Below are 19,472 nucleotides of genomic sequence, written 5' to 3'. Positions count from 1 at the left end.
GCGTAATCAGCGCTCAAGACAACCCCCGCGAATTTATTTCGAAAACTACTTACCTTTGGTTACTGCTAACCCAGGGAAGTTAAAATATATGCAAATGGATAAAAGACATCATCCTTCAGCAGAAGTATGTGCTGCCTCGCTCGCAGCAGTGGGAGACGCCATGTATGCCATTGGCGGCAAGTGGAAACTGAAGATCATTGTGGCTATGATAGATCACCGCAGGCGGTTTAATGAACTGCAGCGTTTAGTGGAAGGTATTTCGGCAAAGGTATTGTCGAATGAACTGAAAGAGCTGGAGCTGAATGGTTTTGTGAAAAAAATACCGGTAGCCGGCAGTCAACTTATGGAGTATGAGCTGACCGATTACAGTGACACCCTGGGAGATGTGCTCCATTCATTAACGGTATGGGGCGCCATGCACCGGAAAAAAATCACAGGGCGCAGCCTGAAATTGCCTGCCCTGGAAACGGCATCAGTTGATTAACGTAGCTTTCACCGGCAGCTGCAGCTGGTAGCCTTTGCTGCCCATGTATACATATCTTTTCACGGCCGTAAACCGTATTTTCTTTTTGCCTTTCAGCAGGCTTTTCACTTCATCCGGAAGCCCGTCGGTATCCGTGGCAGTAGCGGTTCCCTTAAGGGTGATTACAATATCGCGGAAGTACTTTTTATCGCCCGCCGGCACCGTATACTCACTGCTCCAGCTGGATAACCCTTCCTCCGCTCCGACTTCTGTTCGTTCTGCGTTGTGAGCAGCCATTACCTGCTGATAGCCGCCATTGATTCCGGCAACCAGGAAATAATCGCCATAGTATGGACCACCTGCAGGTCCGTTGCTATGTTTAATCATAAACGCATACTGATCATCGCCTATCAGCAGTGGCTTTGGCGTGGGGCACTTAGAAAAAGCGCCGTACGCCTGGATAGCCGGTTGAAACATCCTTAGTTTCCAGCCCTCGTCGGTGAGTACAAACTTGGCAAGGCCGAGGAGTCCGCCGGTGAAACGCGAAGTCTGGAAACCTTCTTCATCAAATACCGAATGGTTAAAACTGATCACCTTATACTGTAAGCCTGTGGCATCTTTAAAATCCATTTCATTGATCAGGCGGGTGGCCACGCCTTCGGGGTAAGGAAATACAGGGTTGCCGTCTTCATTTACATCCGGGTAAGGTTTGGGTTTACAGGTTTTGCATTCCCAGTTGATCAGCTCATTCCGGTAACTATCTTTGGTGAGATTGTAATATTTTCCGGGGAACAGTTGCAGCAGCGCTTTCTGTGCATTAAAAGTACCTGCCAGTAACAGGGTGCGGTTCTGTAAAATGGTATCGGGGACATTCTTCTTTTTCAGGTACTCATCCGACTGTGCAAAACAGGCGGCTACCCATCCGGCCAGGAGGCATACCACAACAAACAAACGTTTCATCATAACTTTAAGCTATTATCTGTGCCGGCAAAGGTAGTATTCACGGCGCAAAAACGATATCCCGGGAAATCAGTAATTTAGTTACTTCAACCTACAACTGATTCCAACAATGAACCGCTTCGACCGATTAACCGCTATTCTCATTCACCTGCAATCCAAAAAACTGGTGCTGGCCCAGGAAATTGCCGACCGCTTTGATGTGAGCCTGCGTACGGTGTACCGCGATGTACGATCGCTGGAACAGGCCGGGGTGCCTGTTATCGGCGAAAAAGGACTGGGATATTCCATTATGGAAGGCTATCGCCTGCCGCCGGTAATGTTTACCGAAGAAGAAGTGATTGCCTTCCTGATGGCGGAAAAAATGCTGGAACACCATGCCGACCTGCAAAACAGCGAACGCTTTAAAGGCGCGATGTTCAAAGTAAAAGCTGTACTGCGTAATGCACAGAAAAAATTGCTGGAAGACCTGGAAGAAAACATTGCCGTTAAACATAAGGTATCTGAACATAATCACCTGCTCAACGACACCCTTCCCCTGCTCATCAGGGCAATAGGTGAAAAGAAAGTGCTGCATATCCGGTATGCCACCGAAACCGGTGTTAACGAAAGGGACATAGAGCCCATTGGTATTTTCCGGGAAAACGGCAGCTGGAATGCCATCGCCTTTTGTACCACCTCCAAAAAATATCATCCTTTCAGAACAGAGCGGATGCTTTCGGTAAAAGATACCGGCCGGCCATTTCACCAGGAACACATCTCCCTGACGGAATACCTGGCAAACAAACCTAAAAATAACGGGCAGTCGTTCCCGGTAGTGATCAACGTGCATAACGATATGGCCAGGTATCTTACGGAACAGAAATATAATTATGGCTTTAACAGCGAGAAAGCAGGCAAAACCCACACCCGCATGGAGTTTGAAGCGCCCTGTATACAAGCATTTTCCCGCTGGTATATCACCTTCGCTGACCAGGCAGATATTATTTCACCAGCTTCCCTTAAAACCCTGGTAAAAGACCGTTTGCGGGAGATGCTGAAAAAAGTTTCCTGACCCGTTTTCTCAACTGACATACCGTTGTCACACCCCACCGGTAATTTTGGGATATGAACAGCTTGCAGATCATACAACACCGGCTGCATCAGCAGCAGCTCCTCCATTCCCGGTTTACCCGGCCCGCCGACCTAGTACGCTGGATGGGCTGCATCCAGGCGCAGGATTATGCAGGCGCCAAATGGGCCATCGGGAACCGTATTAAAGGCAGCACCGACGCCTCCATTGAAAAGGACTTTAACGAAGGAAAGATCCTGCGCACTCATGTACTGCGCCCTACCTGGCACTTTGTGGCGCCGGAAGACATCCGCTGGATGCTGCAACTGACAGCGCCTAAAATAAAAGCCTTTAATAAACGGCTGCATGTAAAACTGGGCATCTCCGACAAAGACCTGAAACGCAGCAGCGCCATTATTACCAAAGCGCTCAGCGATCATACCTACCTTCCCCGCACAGCCCTTCTTCCGCTGCTCGCCAAAGCAAAGATCAACACCGATGATATCCGGCTCGGATTTCTCCTGATGGATGCGGAGCTGGATGGACTTATCTGCAGCGGCCCAAGGCAGGGAAAACAATTCACCTATGCCTTGCTTGCCGACCGTGTACCCGCCACCGCGGCGCCCGGCCGGGAAGAAGCCATCGCCCGCCTCACCCTGTGCTACTTCAGCAGCAGGGGACCTGCTACTATCCAGGACTTCCAGTGGTGGAGCGGGTTAAATATATCCGATATCAAAACAGGACTGCAGCTCAACAAAGCACAGCTCACTCATACGGTCGTCAACGGCCAGGCCTATTGGTTTACCGGCGGCACGCCACTGACTAAACGCACCACTCCCTCTACCTTGCTCCTGCCCTGGTACGATGAATACGCCGTGGCCTACAAAGACCGCAGCGATATCCTCCCGGCCGAACATCAATCCACCGCCGGTTATGGCATCTTTAAGCCCGTAGTAGTGATCAATGGAAAAATTGGTGGTATCTGGAACCGGAAAGAAGGGAACCGGCATATTGCACTTACCACACAACTGGTTTCTCCCGGCAAGAAAACAACAGTAGACACCGCAGCGGCTGCCTATGCGGCTTTTATGGGAAAGGAGCTGCAAAGCGTAACCGCTATATAAAAGCCCTGTGGCAAAAGTGCCTGATATTTGGTTACTTTGTTTGACTATAGACTCATATTAGAAAACGATAACCAGATTATCAGATGATAGACGATATTCAACTTCAGCTAAGAACGGTGAATGTAACCCGCTACGTAACGCCGTTACGTGAAGGGGGTTCGCTGCCGGCCATCGCCGAAGCAGACGACGGATTCCTGTATGCCCTGAAGTTCAGAGGCGCCGGACAAGGCGTAAAAGCGCTCATCGCTGAACTAATAGGCGGTGAACTGGCCAGGATACTCAAACTGAAAATACCGGAACTTGTATTTGCCCATCTCGACGCCGCCTTTGGCCGTACAGAACCCGACGAGGAAATACAGGACCTCCTGAAAAAAAGCGTGGGCCTCAATCTTGCCCTGCACTATTTATCCGGCGCCACCACATACGACCCTACGGTAAATACCATCGATGCTTTAACTGCATCGAAGATCGTGTGGCTCGACTGCCTCCTGACCAATGTAGACCGTACTGCCCGCAACACCAACATGCTCATGTGGCGCAATGAACTATGGCTTATTGATCACGGGGCCTCGCTCTATTTTCATCACTCCTGGCAAAACTGGCAGGAACAGTCCCTCCGTCCCTTTGTACAGGTAAAGGATCATGTGCTGTTGCCACAGGCAAGTGAACTGGAACAAGTAGATGCTGCCTTCAACCTGATCCTCACACCGGAACGGATACGCGCCGTTGTAAACATCATTCCCGAAGAATGGCTGCGCAGCGACGACAGCAATGATGTTACACCGGAAGAAAGACGCCAGGTATATTTTGAATTTTTAACAAACCGGATCAGCCACTCCGGCATTTTTGTAAAAGAAGCACAACATGCAAGACAATCACTTATATGAATACGCCGTAATACGGGTGGTGCCAAGCGTAGAGCGGGAAGAGTTTCTGAATGTTGGTGTTATCCTCTATTGCAGGCAACAAAAATTTTTACGGGCGGTATATGCATTAAACGAAGAAAAATTACACGCACTTTCTCCTGAAACAGATGTCAACACCATCCGCCCCTACCTGGATGCCTTTGTGGAAATTTCCAACGGCAGCAAAGCAGGCGGCCCGATCGGGGCACTGGATATTGCCAGCCGCTTCCGCTGGCTAACTGCCACGCGCAGCAGCGTGGTGCAAACATCGAGGGTACATCCCGGTTTTTGCAGCGCCAATGCGGAAGATACGCTGATGCGGTTGCACCGGCAGCTGGTGCTTTGAGCGGATTTTGTCTTTCCCGCTGATTACACTGATTATACTGATTCAGGGGATTTGATCACTTTTGATTTAAAAGATTTGGGGAGATATAAGTGGATATATTCGCTTATATCTCCCCAAATCTTTTAAAATCCTTTATAAAATCCAAAAAGTAAAATCAAGCAAATCAGTATAATCAGCGTAATCAGCGAGAAAGACAACATACGCGCTTATTGCCTTACAAAAGTATACGTCTTTCCTGCCTGTGTATCCAGGTCGTATAATATTGTCTGGGGCAACGGCAGTTCTTCTACCTTAGCTTTTTCACTCACCAGGGCCGGAGCTGTTGGTGTTACTTCAAAGAAAGGATTGGTTTGATCACCACCGGCTGCTTTCAACTGTCCGTTTTCCCGGAGCGCATTGGGTACGCGGAGACGGCAATTGCCACCCAGCGTGGAACGGATGGTGATTTTACTGAGCTGACCATTTTCCCATACCATCTCCCGGATTTCAAAACCGCCCCGGGCACGCAGGCCGCTCACACGCCCGTTCTTCCAATCGTCCGGAAGCGCCGGCAACAAGTGGATGGAGCCATCCTGGCTTTGCAGCAGCATTTCACAGATCCCTGCGGTGCAGCCATAGTTCCCGTCGATCTGGAAAGGAGGATGCGCATCAAAAAGATTGGGGTAAGTACCGCCGCCACCATACTTTACATTACTTACGTCCACCGGGGTAAGCTGGTCTTTGATCAGCTTCCAGGCATGATTGCCATCCAGCAAACGCGCCCAGAGGTTTACCTTCCAGCCCATCGACCAACCCGTGGACACATCACCACGTTGCAGCAGCGAAGTACGTGCAGCGCTGAACAAAACAGGCGTGCGGTAGGGAGAGATCTGGTTGGCAGGATACAAGCCAAATAAATGCGACACGTGACGGTGCTTGTCGTCCGGATTATCCAGGTCCTGCAACCATTCCTGCAACTGGTTATGCTGGCCCACCTGCATAGGCGGTAAGCGTTTCCGGGCGGCTTTCATTTTTTCCACCAGCACTTTATCAGTTTGTAAGATTTCAGCAGCATGGATGGTATTGGTAAACAGATCAAATACCAGTTGATTATCCATGGTGGCGCCTGCCGCAATGGATATGCCGGGGTAGGCTTTTGGGCTATTTTCCGGCGACATGGAAGGCGATACCACCAGCCACTTATGCACCGGCTCTTCTACCAGAAAGTCCAGGTAAAACTGCGCCGCGCCTTTCAATGCGGGATATACTGTTTGCAGATATTTCTTGTCCCCGTTAAACAAATACCTTTCCCATGTGTGCCGGCTTAACCAGGCGCCTCCCATTGGCCACATAGCAGAATAAATCCCGTCTACCGGGCCTGTAATACGCCACAGGTCAGTGTTATGATGAGCCACCCATCCGCCGGCGCCATACATCACTTTTGCCGTTTCCCGCCCGGTAACAGATAGGTCCTTCACCATTTCTATCAGTGGCTCATGCATTTCAGAAAGGTTTGTTTCTTCCGCAGGCCAGTAATTCATTTCTGTATTGATGTTGATCGTATACTTACTTCCCCAGGGTGGATTCATGAGCGGGTTCCAGATGCCCTGCAGGTTTGCCGGCTGGCCACCCGGTTGAGAAGCAGCTATCAGCAGGTACCTGCCAAACTGGAAATACAATGTTACCAGCTGCGGATCGTTGCCGTTCCTGAAATCCCTTAACCGGATATCTGTTGTATTTTTGATAGAATCGGTAGTTCCTAAATCCAGTTGTACGCGGTTAAAAAAGTGCTGGTAAGCCGCTATATGATCTTTCAGCAGACCTGCGAAATTCTTTGGCCATACCTTCGACATATACGCCGTGGTGCGCTTTACTTCATCGCCGCTAATGTCGGCGTAGTTTACAAAGTTGGTGGCAACAGACACATAGATGGTTACCGCATCAGCGCTGGCAACACTAATGGCGCTACCATTGGCGGAGGCTTTACCACCGCTGGTTTTAAACCTTACCTGCGACTGGAATTTCACTTTTCCCGGTACACCTTCTCTGTCTCCGCTGATACCGGATAACACCAGTTCATTATTCCCGCTGGTAACTACATTCGATTTTTGCTGGCTCTTCATGCCGGCGTTAAAAGTAATGCTGCCGGGCTTACTGGCAGTAAGCTGAATAATTATCGCCTGATCCGGTATAGAAGCAAATACCTGCCTGGTATACTTTACGCCGTTTACCGTGTAGCTGGTAGCGGTTACCGCTGTTTGCAGATCCAGTTCCCGCGCATAACCGGTGTATTGCTCATGACCGGGAAAAACCAGTTCCAGGTCTCCCACCGGCTGATAACACATGCCGTTGATTTTTTCTGACTGGATATTTTTTGCCGCCATCTCGCTGGCCTCTTTCATTTTACCATCGAAGATCAGTTGCCTGATTTCCGGCAGTGCAGCCAGTGCATGGGGGTTATCATTGCGGTTGGGACTTCCGCTCCAAACCGTATTTTCGTTTAGCCGTATCAGTTCGCTTCCGGGATTGCCATACACCATAGCGGCCAGGCGACCATTGCCCACTGGTAATGCGGCTTCCCATATTTTGCCCGAAGGCTTGTCGTACCTGAGTTTCAGTTCTGTGCGCTGCGCCAATGCAGGCAGCGATGTTAGCAATGCTATAACGCAAACGGCTATAGTGTGTTTGTTCCTTCGCATGAGTTTTTGTAATTAAGTGGAATTTTAGCTACTCCGGACTGTTTTCTTTCAAAACGCCGGACTGATCATTGGGGCAGACGCATTTTTTGAAAAATGCGGCGGCAAGGAACAAAATACAAATTATAATTGGCTGTGCACCATCGAAAATAATGGCAATTTTCTTCGCCTTTGTTTTGCCTTCAGGGGGCATTTCCAAACGCGTTAATTTCCCAGGAGCAGGGCGCTCATGATAAGATGATAAAAATTTTCCGGAACTGCCGGTATGGGGATGCTATTCTGCCCGCATGCTTTTCACCGGATCTGCCAACGCGGCTTTCAGCGCCTGGTAGCTGATTGTGCCAATGGCAATGATACCTGCAATGATGCCCGATACGGCGAATACCCACCAACCAATACTGATCCGGTAGGCAAACTCCTGCAGCCATTTGTGCATAAAATACCAGGCTACCGGTGTGGCTATAACAAAGGAGATTAATACCAGTTTAAGAAATTCTTTTGATAACAGGTTCACGATATCTGTAACAGATGCTCCCATTACTTTGCGGATACCCATTTCGCGGGTACGTTGTATGGCGCTGTAAGAAGTCAGTCCTAGTAAACCAAGACAAGAAATAATAATCGCCAGCAGGGCGAAGTCGAAAAAGAGTTTACCAAAACGTTCTTCGGCGCGGTATTGCCTGTCGAAGAATTCGTCCAGGAAATAATAACTGAAAGGCCGGTTAGGGATCAGCGTTTTCCACTTCCGTTCAATAGCGGCGATGGTACCTGACAGATCACCGGGGGCTACATTCACAGACACCACTTCGCAATCCTGCGGCTCCATCCGGATGGTAAGCGGCTTAATATCCTGCTGCAGTGAGCGGAAATGAAAATCCTTTACCACACCTATAATAGTGCCTTCATGGCCCCATTGCCGGTAGCCCCTGCCAATAGCTTCATCGGGAGTGGCGTAGCCAAACAGCTTTGCGGCCGCTTCATTGATCACCAGGGCATGGGCAGAGTCGCTGCCATAGTCGCGGGAAAATCCGCGTCCGGCAACTATCTTCATTTTATATTGCTGCAAAAAATTATAATCCACGGAATACAGGTCCAGGTTGGCCACCTGCATATCGCCTTGTTTGTTCTGAATTTCTGAGTAAGCGCCATTGGTTTCCCCGCCGGGGATACCTGATGAAATGGTAACGGAATTTACTTTTGGAATATCTTCAATAGATGTCCTGAAAGTGTGTTTCGCCGGGTCGCCATGTGTATCGATCACCAGCACCTGGTCTTTGTTAAAGCCCAGGTCTTTACTGTGTATATAATGCATTTGCAGGTACACCACAATAGTGCCTGTGATCAGTGCAATGGAAATAGCAAATTGTGTTACCACCAGTCCTTTGCGGAGGAAAATGCCTCTGGTACCGGTAGAGAACCGGCCCTTCAATACCGTTACTGGTTTAAAGGACGACAGCACCAGCGCCGGGTATACACCCGCCAGCAAACCTATCCCTATGGCTGCCGCCAGCAATGCCCCGATGTACCAGGCATTGGCAAACAAACCGGTGCTGATCGTTTTACCCGCCAGCAGGTTAAAGGATGGCAGCAATACTGCAAACAATATAATAGTGAATACAAATGCCATTAAACACAACAACACGCATTCGCCGATAAACTGCCGGATTAGCTCCGCACGGGTGGCGCCTACTACTTTACGTACACCAATCTCTTTCGCCCGCTCTACCGACCTCGCAGTGGTAAGATTGATGAAGTTAATACAGGCAATAAACAATATAAAAATGGCAATAACGGAAAAAATGTACACATTGGTTATACTGCCATTCTCAAAAGAGGACCGGTCGGAATGCAGGTAGATCTGCTCCAGCGGTTGCAGTAAAACGGTATAGAGCATTTTGGCCTTTCTTCTCTCGTCGCCATTATGCCGCTCTATAAAATCCGGGAACTTTGCCGCAAGCGCAGCAGCGTCTGTATTAGGTTTCAGCAGCAGGAAAGTAGTTGCGCCGAAATTGCCCCACGAGTCATCGAGGCGCGGATTTCTACTCACCAAAAAAGACATCGACACCAGCATATCTGCTTTGATCAGCGAATTCTGTGGCATGTCTTCCATCACGCCGGTGACTGTGACCGGTACCAGCTCGCCGGTGAGCTGCACGGTTTGTCCTACCGGATCTGTATTCCCGAAATATTTCTTAGCAGCTGTTTTACTAAGTACCACAGCGTTCACATCTCTCAGCGCTGTAGCCGGGTTACCATAAATAAGTTTGAAATCAAATACCCGGAAGATCGACGAATCCGCAAACATGGAATGCTCTTCCTGGAAACTCAGGTTACCTTTCTTCACCAGCAAATTAGCGCGGTTTAGCCGCGTAAATGCTTCTACCTCCGGAAAGTCGTGCTGCATGTTCGGCCCAAACGTCCATGGCGTACTTCCGCTTTTTATCATTTCGCTGGGCGTTTTTATGTCACAGATAACGCGGTAGATACGGTCTCCCTTACTATGAAACTTATCATAGCTAAGTTCAAAATGTACATACAGGAAAATGAAGAAGCAGGCAGTAAGACCAATAGTGAGGCCCATTACATTGATAAAAGAAAAAACTTTATTTCTCCAGAGATTGCGCCAGGCAATTTTGAGATAGTTTTTAAACATCAGCAGGAAATTGGATTTTGAAAGATATCTATCTCACGGGACCGCGGACTTGACTGCGAAGAAAATGCCAGTGACGAGGGGTATTAGAATCAGGCGGAATTGAATGTATTAAAAATATAATTTGTCCGGATTTAAGACAGGGGGTGTTCGGAAATGGACACAGGTAGGAATATGCTCTAATCTGAAGAAAGTTGCATTATTTAACGTATAATTCTTTGGGAAGCCCCCATTTAATAATGGCAATTCTTGCGGCTTCCAATTTTTTGATAAAAAAGTCTTCTTTGCTGTAATCCCTCATAGCATTACAAACCCTGATATTTGAAGATATATTTTTCTTCTTTCTTACATACTTTAAAAACATAATCAAACATTTGTTATCAACAAAAATAAGACTATTTCCGAATTACCAGAAATGCCTCAAAATTAACCCCTGATTCAAATACTTCCCATTCTCCTTCAATGCGGCCATAAATCCAAAACAATGATTTAATTGTATCCAGATGGGCATTGATCCCCATTTGATACAGTCTCGTTTTCGCCGGAGAACTGCCCTCTGCATAGACAGGTATTTTTCCATGCTTTTCTGTAAACGAAATAATTGTGGAGGCAACGGTTGCAAGCACTTTATCCCTGTCATTATTACTAGAAACAATGCCGTCATCAATTCTTTCCTCCACTTCGTTCCAGTCACCAAATGCCAAATTCCTTACAGCAGAACCATCGGGTAAAAAAATACCAGGAATCTGCTCATAATTTACAACCTTTCTAATGGTTCCGTTCGGACCTATGCTATCAAACGTAAAACTACTGAATTGAGAATCAGCAGTACATTCATACCTCTCCAAATTCATTCATTCAATTTAGTGACATCCCTTAGTAAATTTCAAACAGTTCGACCGCCGCCCGGCGCAGATCCAATAGCTCCCACCTTTCACAGGTTCTTATGGGTTAAACAATATGCCAACAAATGTATCTTTCCAATACAAAACATCCGTAAAGAACAGGTTAAAAGAAAATGATTAACAAAAAAAAGATGACCAGTAAAAACTGATCATCTTTCATAACTCCGAAAAAAAAATTACCACACAAAAGTAGCCACACTACCGGCAGGCAAAACAGGTACCACCTGCTTCCCCTGGTACTTCAGGTTAAAAGAAGCAGCTGCATTATTATCATTCAATACAATCAGCGCCTTTTTTCCATCTGGGCGTTTAAAGGCCACACTGTATAAATTCCCGCCATTGTTGCTGCTAATCCGTACGGAACCCGCAGGTACAAATTTGGATGCATGTGCAATGATATAGTAGGCCACATTCCGCGTAACATTGCTGCCGCTGACGGTAAGCGCACCTTTGCATTCGGTGCAGCCGCCGGGGGTATGCGGACCGTAATTAGGATCGTTGGCCAGGTTCCATTCCAGCGCAGTACGACTGTAATTACGCATACTCCCGATGATCACATTTTTTATATGCCATTTCAGGTCGCCGTCGAAACCGCCGGTAGCACTGGTCCATTGCTCGGTAAAATACAAGGCCTTATCAGGCGCCGCAGCATGAACAGTAGATAACGCGCTGATGTCGCCTGCATAGAGGTGAAAGGCACTGCCATGCACAAACTTCGCGGCCGCTGCGTCGGCGAGGATGGTCAGCGGATAATCCGGGTGATCGCAGTTGTGATCGTATATAATAATTTTGGTGGCGATTCCCGCCGCCGCAAAGGCCGGCCCCAGGTTGTTTTTGATAAAGTCGCGCTGCGCTTCCGCCACCATTTTCAGACTGGGATTATTGTCGGGATTCAATGGTTCATTTTGTGGTGTGATGGCATCAATAGTAATACCGGCTGCTTTCATCTGCTGCAGGTATTTCACCAGGTATTGTGCATACACTTCGTAGTACTTTGTTTGCAGGACGCCTCCTTTAAAAGAAGCATTGTCCTTCATCCATACCGGTGGGCTCCATGGCGTTGCGAGTATTTTCAGCTGCGGATTGATCAGCAGTATTTCTTTCAGCAAAGGGATCAAACCTGTGCCTGCGGACATATCTGCCTCCAGTGAAAAATGCGTCAATGATAAATCGGTTTGTCCTGCCGGTACATCATTATAGGTAAAAGGCGTGGCATTCAGATCAGAGGCGCCTATGCTGATGCGCAGGTAACTGATGCCAATGCTGTTAGCGGTATTACCAAACAGCTCCTGCAACAGTTGCTGCTTCGCGGTGGCATTCATGGCATTGATCAGCTGCGCGCTGCCGCCGGTAAGAGTATAGCCAAAGCCATCTACTTCCTGGAAAGCTGTGCTGCTGTCCACTTCAATAGTCGTATAACCGTTGGCGTTGGAGCTACTGAATACCGGCTGCCCGTTTCCAGGTTTCAACAGGCTTTGCTGATCCCCGGTGGTAACCCACCAGTTAACTGTGGCGCCGTTAGCACCACTGGTGTCTACCGGTGTTAAGGGTTGTGTAATGCCTTTACTGCCGGAGCAGGCGAAGAGTGCCAGCGCAAGGCCGCCGGCAAATAATATAGGGCGAAATATTTTTTGCATATGAAAGGGTATTTAAACAAAGAGCCTGGTGTTATCCAGGCTCCTGTTCCGTTTTCATTCTTATAATTGCACTTACTTATTAATGTTAGGATTGCTGTCTATTTCGTCCTGCGAAATAGGGAAGTATAATTTATCCGTAGTTACGTTGTAGTTCAGGTTGTTGCCATTGCCATCTTTCTGTGCATTCATTACCGGGATGGCGCGGTTAGTGCGGAGCAAATCATACCAGCGATGGCCTTCAAACGCCAGTTCCAGCTGTCTTTCCTTTTCCACTGCCAGGCGCAGTGCTGCCTGTGTTTTGGCCGGGGTGTCGCCCAGCTTTGCACGATGCCTGATTTTATTGATGTAGTATTGCGCGCCGTTGGCAGTGTTATCCAGCTTGTTCAGCTCTGTTAACGCTTCCGCTTTCAGCAACAGGATGTCGGCATATCGCAGGCGGTAAGTATTGCTTTTACCATCGGCGTCGTTGTATTTATAGATCACCGGGACCGGTTGTTTCCAATAGTCGTCCGTCCAGGAAACATTCACAAATTTAATGCTGGCCGCTTTCCGCACCGCATCGCCTTCTGCATCAAAAGCAGCTACGATTGTATGCGAAGGAATATTGAATTTTTTCCAGTCGCCCCACATAAACGGTGTATTCATACCCGTTACCCAGTTCTGGTGCAAAACACCATCAAATTGTGTTTCCCAGATGGACTCAATATTATTCTTTCCTGCTACGGTAAACAGGGTAGCAAAATCCGGCACCAGGTCGTAACCACTGGCGGTTACTGCATCACAGTAGGCAACTACTTTGTTCCAGTCGGGGTTGGGTTTCTGTGCATATACTTTTGCCAGCAAAGCATTTACGGCTCCTTTCGCCACAATCCCTTTGTTACCTGCAGGTGGATTATCACGTACACGGGTCAACGCATATTCCAGGTCCTGTATGATCAGCGCATATACTTCTTCCGCAGGCTTTTTAGCCACGTACATACTTTGCAGGTCTGTTGGAATAGCAGTGATGATCGGGATTTCCTTCCAGCTTCTGATCAGGTTGAAGTAATGCCATGCGCGCAGGAAGGATGCCTCTCCCATGATCTCCTCGCGGCGTTCGGGCGTTAATCCTTTATCATCCGTGGTGGGCGTGATGCTGAGGATCAGGTTACAGTTTTTTATATCGGTGTACAGGTATTTCCAGTCTCTTTTTACGTTACCGTTGATGGAATTAACGGTGAACTTATCAATGGAAAAGTTTGCCGCGTTGTCACCACCTGCATAACCATTATCTGCAGATACATCTCCGTTGGTCAGGAAATCGGAGGTGTAGTACTCGTCATACATATTATCGTAGGCGCCCAGCAGCAGCGACTCTGCAGTGGCAGTTTCCGACTGGGAAATTGGCTTCTTGTCCAGCAGATCCTTTGTGCAGGATGACAACAAAGACACGCTGAGAAAACCGGTAGCTATATAAGAAGTGAATTGTTTCATACTTGGAATAATTAATTGTTAAGACTAAAACTCAGCATTCAAACCAAAGATAAAGGCGCGTGATTGTGGATAGGTTCCATAATCGATACCCATAGCCGGACCGTTGGCTGCATCCTTGCTCACCTCCGGATCCAGTCCTTTGTACCTGGTAAATGTCAGCAGGTTTTGTCCTGTCACGTACACATTCAAACGGCCAACGCCGATATGTTTCAACAGATCATTTGAAAATTTATAGCTCAGCGTAGCTGATTTCAGGCGCAGGTAAGAACCGTTTTCCACGAAGCGGGAAGACGATGCACTGTTGATGGTATTTCCTTTTTCAGCTTTTGGGATATCTGTAACATCCCCTGCCTGTTTCCAGCGGCGCAATACTGCGGTACTCTGGTTCTTGGAGTCGTACAAACCTTCCAGCTCCATACGGGTGGCGTTGAATATCTCGTTGCCCTGGATACCCTGGAAGAAAAGATTCAGGTCAAAGCCTTTGTAACTGATGCTATTTGTGAAACCATAGATAAAGTCGGGTTGCGCATTGCCGATCCAGGTGCGGTCACCATCAGATAACTTCTTGTCGCCATCCAGGTCTGCGTAAATCATGTTACCGGTAGCAGGATCAACGCCCTGTGCCACGTAACCATAAAATGCACCGAGGGGATGACCCGGTTCTACACGGATAGCGTTACCTCTTTCATATACATCTCCATAACCTAAACTTGGTGTAGGACCGAGGTTCAAGACCTTATTGCGGTTCATGGAAATATTACCATTGGCATTCCATTTCACTTCTTTATCGATGATCAGTGCATTCACACTCAGTTCTACTCCTTTATTTTCTATGCTGCCCACATTGTAACGTTGAGTACCAAAGCCGGAACTGGCAGGTGGCTGGATATCCACCAGCAGGTCATTCGTTTTCTTGATATAGGCATCAGCGGTAATATTGATGCGGCTGTTCAGGATACTCAGGTCCACACCCACGTTGCTCTGCGTAGTTTTTTCCCAGGTCAGGTCGTTCTTTGGCAGGTTGGTGAAGTTTAAACCACCGGTGCCATTGCTGCTGAACAGCCGGCGCCAGTCGTAATCGCCGATACCGTCGTTTCCGGTTTTACCCCAGCCTGCACGGATTTTCAGGTCATTTACGATACCGTCTTTGCTGAAGAAGTCTTCATTGGAAATACGCCATGCTGCTGATACAGACGGAAACCATCCGTAACGTGCATCCGGTGCAAACCTCGACGAGCCATCATAACGCATGGTAGCGGTGAACAGGTATTTATCGGCATAGCCATAATTCAGGCGGCCCAGGTAAGAACGTTTGCCCCATTGACTTTTCGTTACTTCCTGTTTTTCACGGATAGTGGAACCTGTCAGCGTAGGTATCTTATCACTGGTATATCCTTTGGCAATATCATCGGTGAAATTATAATCAGATTCCTGCATGGTATGACCAACCATAGCGCCCACATTGTGTTTGCCAAACTGTTTGCTATAGCTCACGGTGTTTTCCCATAACCATACAAAACGTTCGATCGACTGGGATTTACCATAACCAATTTTTTCCTTCGCGCCGTAATCAGTAGAATAAGGGTCCAGGAAATAATCATACCGGTAGCCTTCCGATTCCGCACCGAGGTTAGAACGGAAATGCAGTTCCGGCAGGATGGTGAAGTCTGCACTTACATTTCCCAGGAAACGGTTGTTGATGGCTTTTTGCTGTGGTGCAAAAGCATAGGCGATAGGATTCTGCCAGCTTTTGTTATTTGGGTTAGATGTATAGGTGCCATCTGCGTTATAAATACCGATGGTTGGCGGTGATGTTAAGGCCGACAGGATGGTGCCTCCTCTCGCTACGCCGCTGTTATCCGGCACATCTACGTAAACGGATCTGTTGAACGACAGGTTAGAGGCCAGTGTCAGCCAGTCTTTCACTTTATTATCGATGTTGGCCCTTACAGAATAACGGTCATAATCTGCCGGCGCCACCACTCCTTTTTGTTTCTGGTAACCGCCGGACACATAGTAATGTCCTTTCTCGGTACCACCGGAAACACCTACCTGGATATTCTGCTCACGGCCGGTTTTAAATGTTTCTTTCTGCCAGTCGGTGTTCAGGTTATTGGGATCGGTGATGCCCAGTTCGCCCATCAGCGTTTGATATTGAGCTGTATTTAGTACATCCATTTTCTTAGCGAAATTGGACATGCCGGTATAGGCGTTTACAAATACTTTCGACTGGCTGGTTCCTTTTTTAGTGGTAACGAGCACCACGCCATTCGCTCCGCTGGCGCCATAGATAGCGGCGGAAGACGCATCTTTCAGCACAGAGAAACTTTCAATATCGCTCGGATTCAGGAAGTCAATGTTTGGTACAATCACCCCGTCTACTACAAACAGTGGGTTATTGCTGGCATTCAGGGAGGTATTACCACGGATACTCACGTTCAGTCCTGCACCGGGTTTGCCGGAAGGTGCGGTAACGGTTACACCTGCGGCCTGGCCCTGTAAGCCTGCTGCGGCGCTTACAATCGGTCTGCTTTCAAAAGCGTCTGCTTTCACAACAGATACTGCACCAGTAATATCTTTCTTCCGCTGGGTACCATAACCCACTACCACCACTTCATTCAGCTTACTGTTTTCTGCGGTCAGCTTTACGGTGATGTGCGTTTGTTCTCCTACCACCACTTCCTGCGGCTGGTAACCAATAAACGAAATCACCAGTACCGCCTGTTTGTCGGGAACCGGCAGGGTGAATTTACCATCCTGGGAGGTGGTGGTACCTGTGGTGCTGCCTTTTACTCTCACGGTAGCGCCGGGCACCGGTAAACCGTCTTCACCGGTTACCACACCGGTTACCACTATATTCTGACGGCCATCGGCAGGTGTGAGGAACAGCAGGACCTGCTGGTTGTCTATCACCTTAAAGTCGATGCCCATAGGCTTTAAAATATCATCAAAAAACTCCTTCAGCTGTCTGGATTTCAGCTCTACGGATACCTTCCGGTTTACATCCACCATATCGCTGCTATAGGTGAAATTCACGCCCGTCTGGGTCCGGATCTGGTTCAGCAGCTTCCTCACGGAAGTTTGCTCTGCCGAAATGGAGATCGGTTTTTCCAGCACAGACTGTGAGTTCACCTTATTGGCGTACAGCGACAGTGAAAAAACGGAAGCAAGAATAAGTTGAACAGCAGTTAATCTCATAACGTAGTAGATTACGGCAGCGAATCGCTTTTTTTTCATAACTTGTGTGGCTTTGTTTCGTTAATTGAAAGTTTGCGGACATAGCGCATTTTAACCGCGGCAAACGGTTAATTTTACTAAACTGGTAATGCCCCACATTACCAGTTTTTTCTTTTGGTGACTTTTATAGTATGTTCATTAATTACATCCTTTCCCTTTTATATAAATGGTGGTACCCTTTACTTCATATGAAGCCTGAACAGATTGGCAAATAATGTCCAGCTTCTCGTATAGATGTTGTTTCGTGATATCTCCTGTAAAATGACAACGGCTGAATTGCCCGTTATCTGTTTCAATGGTAATGGCATAAGTATCTTCCAAAGCCTTTAATACCTCTTCCAGCGAAGCATCTTCATAACTGAACGTGGGCTGCTTTTCCGGTGCTGTTACCGGCTTTGGATCGTCTACTAACGAGGTGGTGAACTGGTTATTTTCTGTTTTATATGTAACCTTCTGGTTGGGTGTAATAATAATGCTGTTGGCAGATGCTGTAAATAAAGTATCATTCTTTTTCTTCCGTTCATAAACAGATACTTTCCCGGTTACCACGGCTACTTCTACTTTATGACTTACTTTGTCGTGGCTCACATAAAAACTGGTTCCCAATACCTCTGCCAGCACTCCTTCGCTGGTGTGTACGATAAAATGCCTGCTGGCATCGTGCGCTATCCGGAAAAATGCGTTTCCGCTGAGGTACACATCTCTTGTATGACCACTGAATGCAGGCGGATAATACACTATGCTTCCCGGTTCCAGCCTCACCTCCGATCCGTCACTCAGTGCCACTTTCCGGTTGTTGTCCGTTTCATTGAAAACGGATACGTATCCTCCCGGGATAGGCTCCTGCGTAAATATGTTCCTTGGCGTAATGGTCCGTTGCTGCGACCACCAATACCAGGCGCCTGTAACGGCCAGTACGAGGCAGCCCGCAATAGCTAACCGCGCTACCTGCCGGGGCCACATCCGCACTACCGGTGTTTCCGGTTCCCCACTGCCAACAGTGGCAGTTACATTGGACCAGATCCGGCTTTCAATGCGCTGCTTTTCTTCTGCAGATATCTCTATTTCACTTTCGTTGATAAATGAACGGTACCAGGCCAATACCAGTTTTTCCTCCTGCGGGGTGCATTGCCCCGAAAGATATTTTTCAAGCAGGTCGTCGAATTCATATTGGCTCATGGAATCAGTTTATCTGATTACATTGACGCATAACTGAATTAAACCCCTAAAAAAAATTTAAAGAATTTTACAGGAAGGAAGACATATAGCCGCGGAGCCGCTGCCGCAGCAGTTTTATAGCCTTTGTGATATGATATTCCACGGCCTTTTCGGTGAGATCGAGGTTGCCTGCTATTTCGCGGACCGACTTATTTTCAAAACGGCTCAACCGGAAAACGGCCTGGGTTTTCTCCGGCAGCTCCCGCAACGTTTTTTCGATGTCTTTCAGGAGAAGCTCCCTGTTTACATCTTCTTCTGTTGTATTTACCAATGGATCGGTGTCCAGTGTTTCCATGTATTTTTCTGCCGTCATCTTCCTGCGCTGGGAATCGTGCAGGCTATTTCTGAGCGAAACAGCCAGGTAAGCGCCTATATTATGGATCACCACCTTGCGCCGGTTGGTCCACAACCGCTCAAAAATGGTCTGGATCAGCTCCTCCGCCTCGTGCTGGGAACTTGTGCGCTTCACAGCAGCGCTGTATAGTTTGAACCAAAATCTTTTATAGATTTCTTCAAACGCACGCATATCCTCACTCACCTGGAAAGCTGTCACCAAATCCTCCTCATCATACAGGGAATAATTGCTGCTATCTTCTTTCATGTTGCTCTACCAAACCTAACCGGCAAAATAAGCGCTTTTATCCCGGATGCCCAAAATACCTTTCCATTTATCAGCGCATTCCCGCCACCGCGCGATATATACGCATTTGGCATTTCCCGCACTTATCCTCTTGATAACGAAGGAATTTAGGTGGAGATTTGTTAAAGAGGCAGGGGCCATTATAACAGCACAAACAGTCCCCAAAAAATTCTAGTGAAGAACACCCCAAA

Annotated in this window: 14 protein-coding genes; 5 read left to right on the top strand and 9 right to left on the bottom strand. The window is 47.8% G+C overall.

The genetic code is table 11. The features are described 5' to 3' along the window. Window positions 1–94: 94 nt before the first annotated feature. Window positions 95–484, top strand: coding sequence for a winged helix-turn-helix transcriptional regulator (locus tag QFZ48_RS18665; RefSeq protein WP_429050570.1), 390 nt, complete (start codon window positions 95–97; stop codon window positions 482–484). On the opposite strand, the gene QFZ48_RS18660 is transcribed toward QFZ48_RS18665, so the two are convergent. Then, on the bottom strand, window positions 473–1,426 hold the full coding sequence (locus tag QFZ48_RS18660; RefSeq protein WP_429063206.1) for a hypothetical protein: 954 nt from the start codon (window positions 1,424–1,426) through the stop codon (window positions 473–475). The genes QFZ48_RS18665 and QFZ48_RS18660 overlap by 12 nt on opposite strands. Window positions 1,427–1,532: 106 nt before the next feature. Here QFZ48_RS18660 and QFZ48_RS18655 point away from each other — a divergent pair, with 106 nt between their 5' ends. From QFZ48_RS18655 to QFZ48_RS18640, 4 genes are all read left to right on the top strand, one after another. Next, on the top strand, window positions 1,533–2,474 hold the full coding sequence (locus QFZ48_RS18655; RefSeq protein ID WP_429050572.1) for a helix-turn-helix transcriptional regulator: 942 nt from the start codon (window positions 1,533–1,535) through the stop codon (window positions 2,472–2,474). A gap of 53 nt (window positions 2,475–2,527) precedes the next feature. Beyond that, window positions 2,528–3,595 (top strand): winged helix DNA-binding domain-containing protein, encoded by a 1,068-nt coding sequence (locus QFZ48_RS18650; protein ID WP_429050573.1) that lies wholly within the window; start codon window positions 2,528–2,530, stop codon window positions 3,593–3,595. 83 nt (window positions 3,596–3,678) lie between these two features. Beyond that, window positions 3,679–4,482, top strand: coding sequence for a HipA family kinase (locus QFZ48_RS18645; RefSeq protein ID WP_429050574.1), 804 nt, complete (start codon window positions 3,679–3,681; stop codon window positions 4,480–4,482). Then, window positions 4,460–4,846 (top strand): DUF3037 domain-containing protein, encoded by a 387-nt coding sequence (locus tag QFZ48_RS18640; RefSeq protein ID WP_429050575.1) that lies wholly within the window; start codon window positions 4,460–4,462, stop codon window positions 4,844–4,846. The genes QFZ48_RS18645 and QFZ48_RS18640 overlap by 23 nt, the downstream gene beginning before the upstream one ends. Window positions 4,847–5,052: 206 nt before the next feature. Here the strand turns inward: QFZ48_RS18640 and QFZ48_RS18635 are convergent, their stop codons facing one another. From QFZ48_RS18635 to QFZ48_RS18600, 8 genes are all read right to left on the bottom strand, one after another. Next, the gene (locus tag QFZ48_RS18635) at window positions 5,053–7,524 is read right to left on the bottom strand and encodes a glycoside hydrolase family 95 protein (RefSeq protein WP_429050576.1); all 2,472 of its coding nucleotides are present in this window, start codon (window positions 7,522–7,524) and stop codon (window positions 5,053–5,055) included. 271 nt (window positions 7,525–7,795) lie between these two features. Next, window positions 7,796–10,174, bottom strand: coding sequence for an ABC transporter permease (locus tag QFZ48_RS18630; RefSeq protein WP_429063205.1), 2,379 nt, complete (start codon window positions 10,172–10,174; stop codon window positions 7,796–7,798). Window positions 10,175–10,566: 392 nt separating this feature from the next. Next, window positions 10,567–11,025 (bottom strand): DUF6934 family protein, encoded by a 459-nt coding sequence (locus tag QFZ48_RS18625; RefSeq protein ID WP_429063204.1) that lies wholly within the window; start codon window positions 11,023–11,025, stop codon window positions 10,567–10,569. 227 nt (window positions 11,026–11,252) lie between these two features. Further along, window positions 11,253–12,713, bottom strand: a complete 1,461-nt coding sequence (locus tag QFZ48_RS18620) for a glycoside hydrolase family 30 protein (RefSeq protein ID WP_429063203.1) — start codon at window positions 12,711–12,713, stop codon at window positions 11,253–11,255. Between the two features lie 72 nt (window positions 12,714–12,785). Beyond that, window positions 12,786–14,186 (bottom strand): RagB/SusD family nutrient uptake outer membrane protein, encoded by a 1,401-nt coding sequence (locus QFZ48_RS18615; protein ID WP_429063202.1) that lies wholly within the window; start codon window positions 14,184–14,186, stop codon window positions 12,786–12,788. A gap of 24 nt (window positions 14,187–14,210) precedes the next feature. After that, window positions 14,211–17,384, bottom strand: coding sequence for a TonB-dependent receptor (locus QFZ48_RS18610; protein ID WP_429063201.1), 3,174 nt, complete (start codon window positions 17,382–17,384; stop codon window positions 14,211–14,213). Between the two features lie 177 nt (window positions 17,385–17,561). Then, the gene (locus tag QFZ48_RS18605) at window positions 17,562–18,602 is read right to left on the bottom strand and encodes a FecR family protein (protein ID WP_429063200.1); all 1,041 of its coding nucleotides are present in this window, start codon (window positions 18,600–18,602) and stop codon (window positions 17,562–17,564) included. A gap of 67 nt (window positions 18,603–18,669) precedes the next feature. Next, on the bottom strand, window positions 18,670–19,242 hold the full coding sequence (locus tag QFZ48_RS18600) for a sigma-70 family RNA polymerase sigma factor (RefSeq protein ID WP_370908150.1): 573 nt from the start codon (window positions 19,240–19,242) through the stop codon (window positions 18,670–18,672). Between the last annotated feature and the right edge of the window lie 230 nt (window positions 19,243–19,472).

The sequence above is a fragment of the Chitinophaga sp. W2I13 genome, from assembly GCF_050434005.1.
Taxonomy (GTDB): domain Bacteria; phylum Bacteroidota; class Bacteroidia; order Chitinophagales; family Chitinophagaceae; genus Chitinophaga.
The sequence above is the reverse complement of the archived record's forward strand: the minus strand, read 5'-3'. Positions and strand labels throughout refer to the sequence as shown.

Bases quoted from the DNA above. Each gene is read 5' to 3' on its own strand.
- QFZ48_RS18665 (WP_429050570.1), top strand. From the start codon at position 95: ATGGATAAAAGACATCATCCTTCAGCAGAAGTATGTGCTGCCTCGCTC.
- QFZ48_RS18660 (WP_429063206.1), bottom strand. From the start codon at position 1,426: ATGATGAAACGTTTGTTTGTTGTGGTATGCCTCCTGGCCGGATGGGTA.
- QFZ48_RS18655 (WP_429050572.1), top strand. From the start codon at position 1,533: ATGAACCGCTTCGACCGATTAACCGCTATTCTCATTCACCTGCAATCC.
- QFZ48_RS18650 (WP_429050573.1), top strand. From the start codon at position 2,528: ATGAACAGCTTGCAGATCATACAACACCGGCTGCATCAGCAGCAGCTC.
- QFZ48_RS18645 (WP_429050574.1), top strand. From the start codon at position 3,679: ATGATAGACGATATTCAACTTCAGCTAAGAACGGTGAATGTAACCCGC.
- QFZ48_RS18640 (WP_429050575.1), top strand. From the start codon at position 4,460: ATGCAAGACAATCACTTATATGAATACGCCGTAATACGGGTGGTGCCA.
- QFZ48_RS18635 (WP_429050576.1), bottom strand. From the start codon at position 7,524: ATGCGAAGGAACAAACACACTATAGCCGTTTGCGTTATAGCATTGCTA.
- QFZ48_RS18630 (WP_429063205.1), bottom strand. From the start codon at position 10,174: ATGTTTAAAAACTATCTCAAAATTGCCTGGCGCAATCTCTGGAGAAAT.
- QFZ48_RS18625 (WP_429063204.1), bottom strand. From the start codon at position 11,025: ATGAATTTGGAGAGGTATGAATGTACTGCTGATTCTCAATTCAGTAGT.
- QFZ48_RS18620 (WP_429063203.1), bottom strand. From the start codon at position 12,713: ATGCAAAAAATATTTCGCCCTATATTATTTGCCGGCGGCCTTGCGCTG.
- QFZ48_RS18615 (WP_429063202.1), bottom strand. From the start codon at position 14,186: ATGAAACAATTCACTTCTTATATAGCTACCGGTTTTCTCAGCGTGTCT.
- QFZ48_RS18610 (WP_429063201.1), bottom strand. From the start codon at position 17,384: ATGAGATTAACTGCTGTTCAACTTATTCTTGCTTCCGTTTTTTCACTG.
- QFZ48_RS18605 (WP_429063200.1), bottom strand. From the start codon at position 18,602: ATGAGCCAATATGAATTCGACGACCTGCTTGAAAAATATCTTTCGGGG.
- QFZ48_RS18600 (WP_370908150.1), bottom strand. From the start codon at position 19,242: ATGAAAGAAGATAGCAGCAATTATTCCCTGTATGATGAGGAGGATTTG.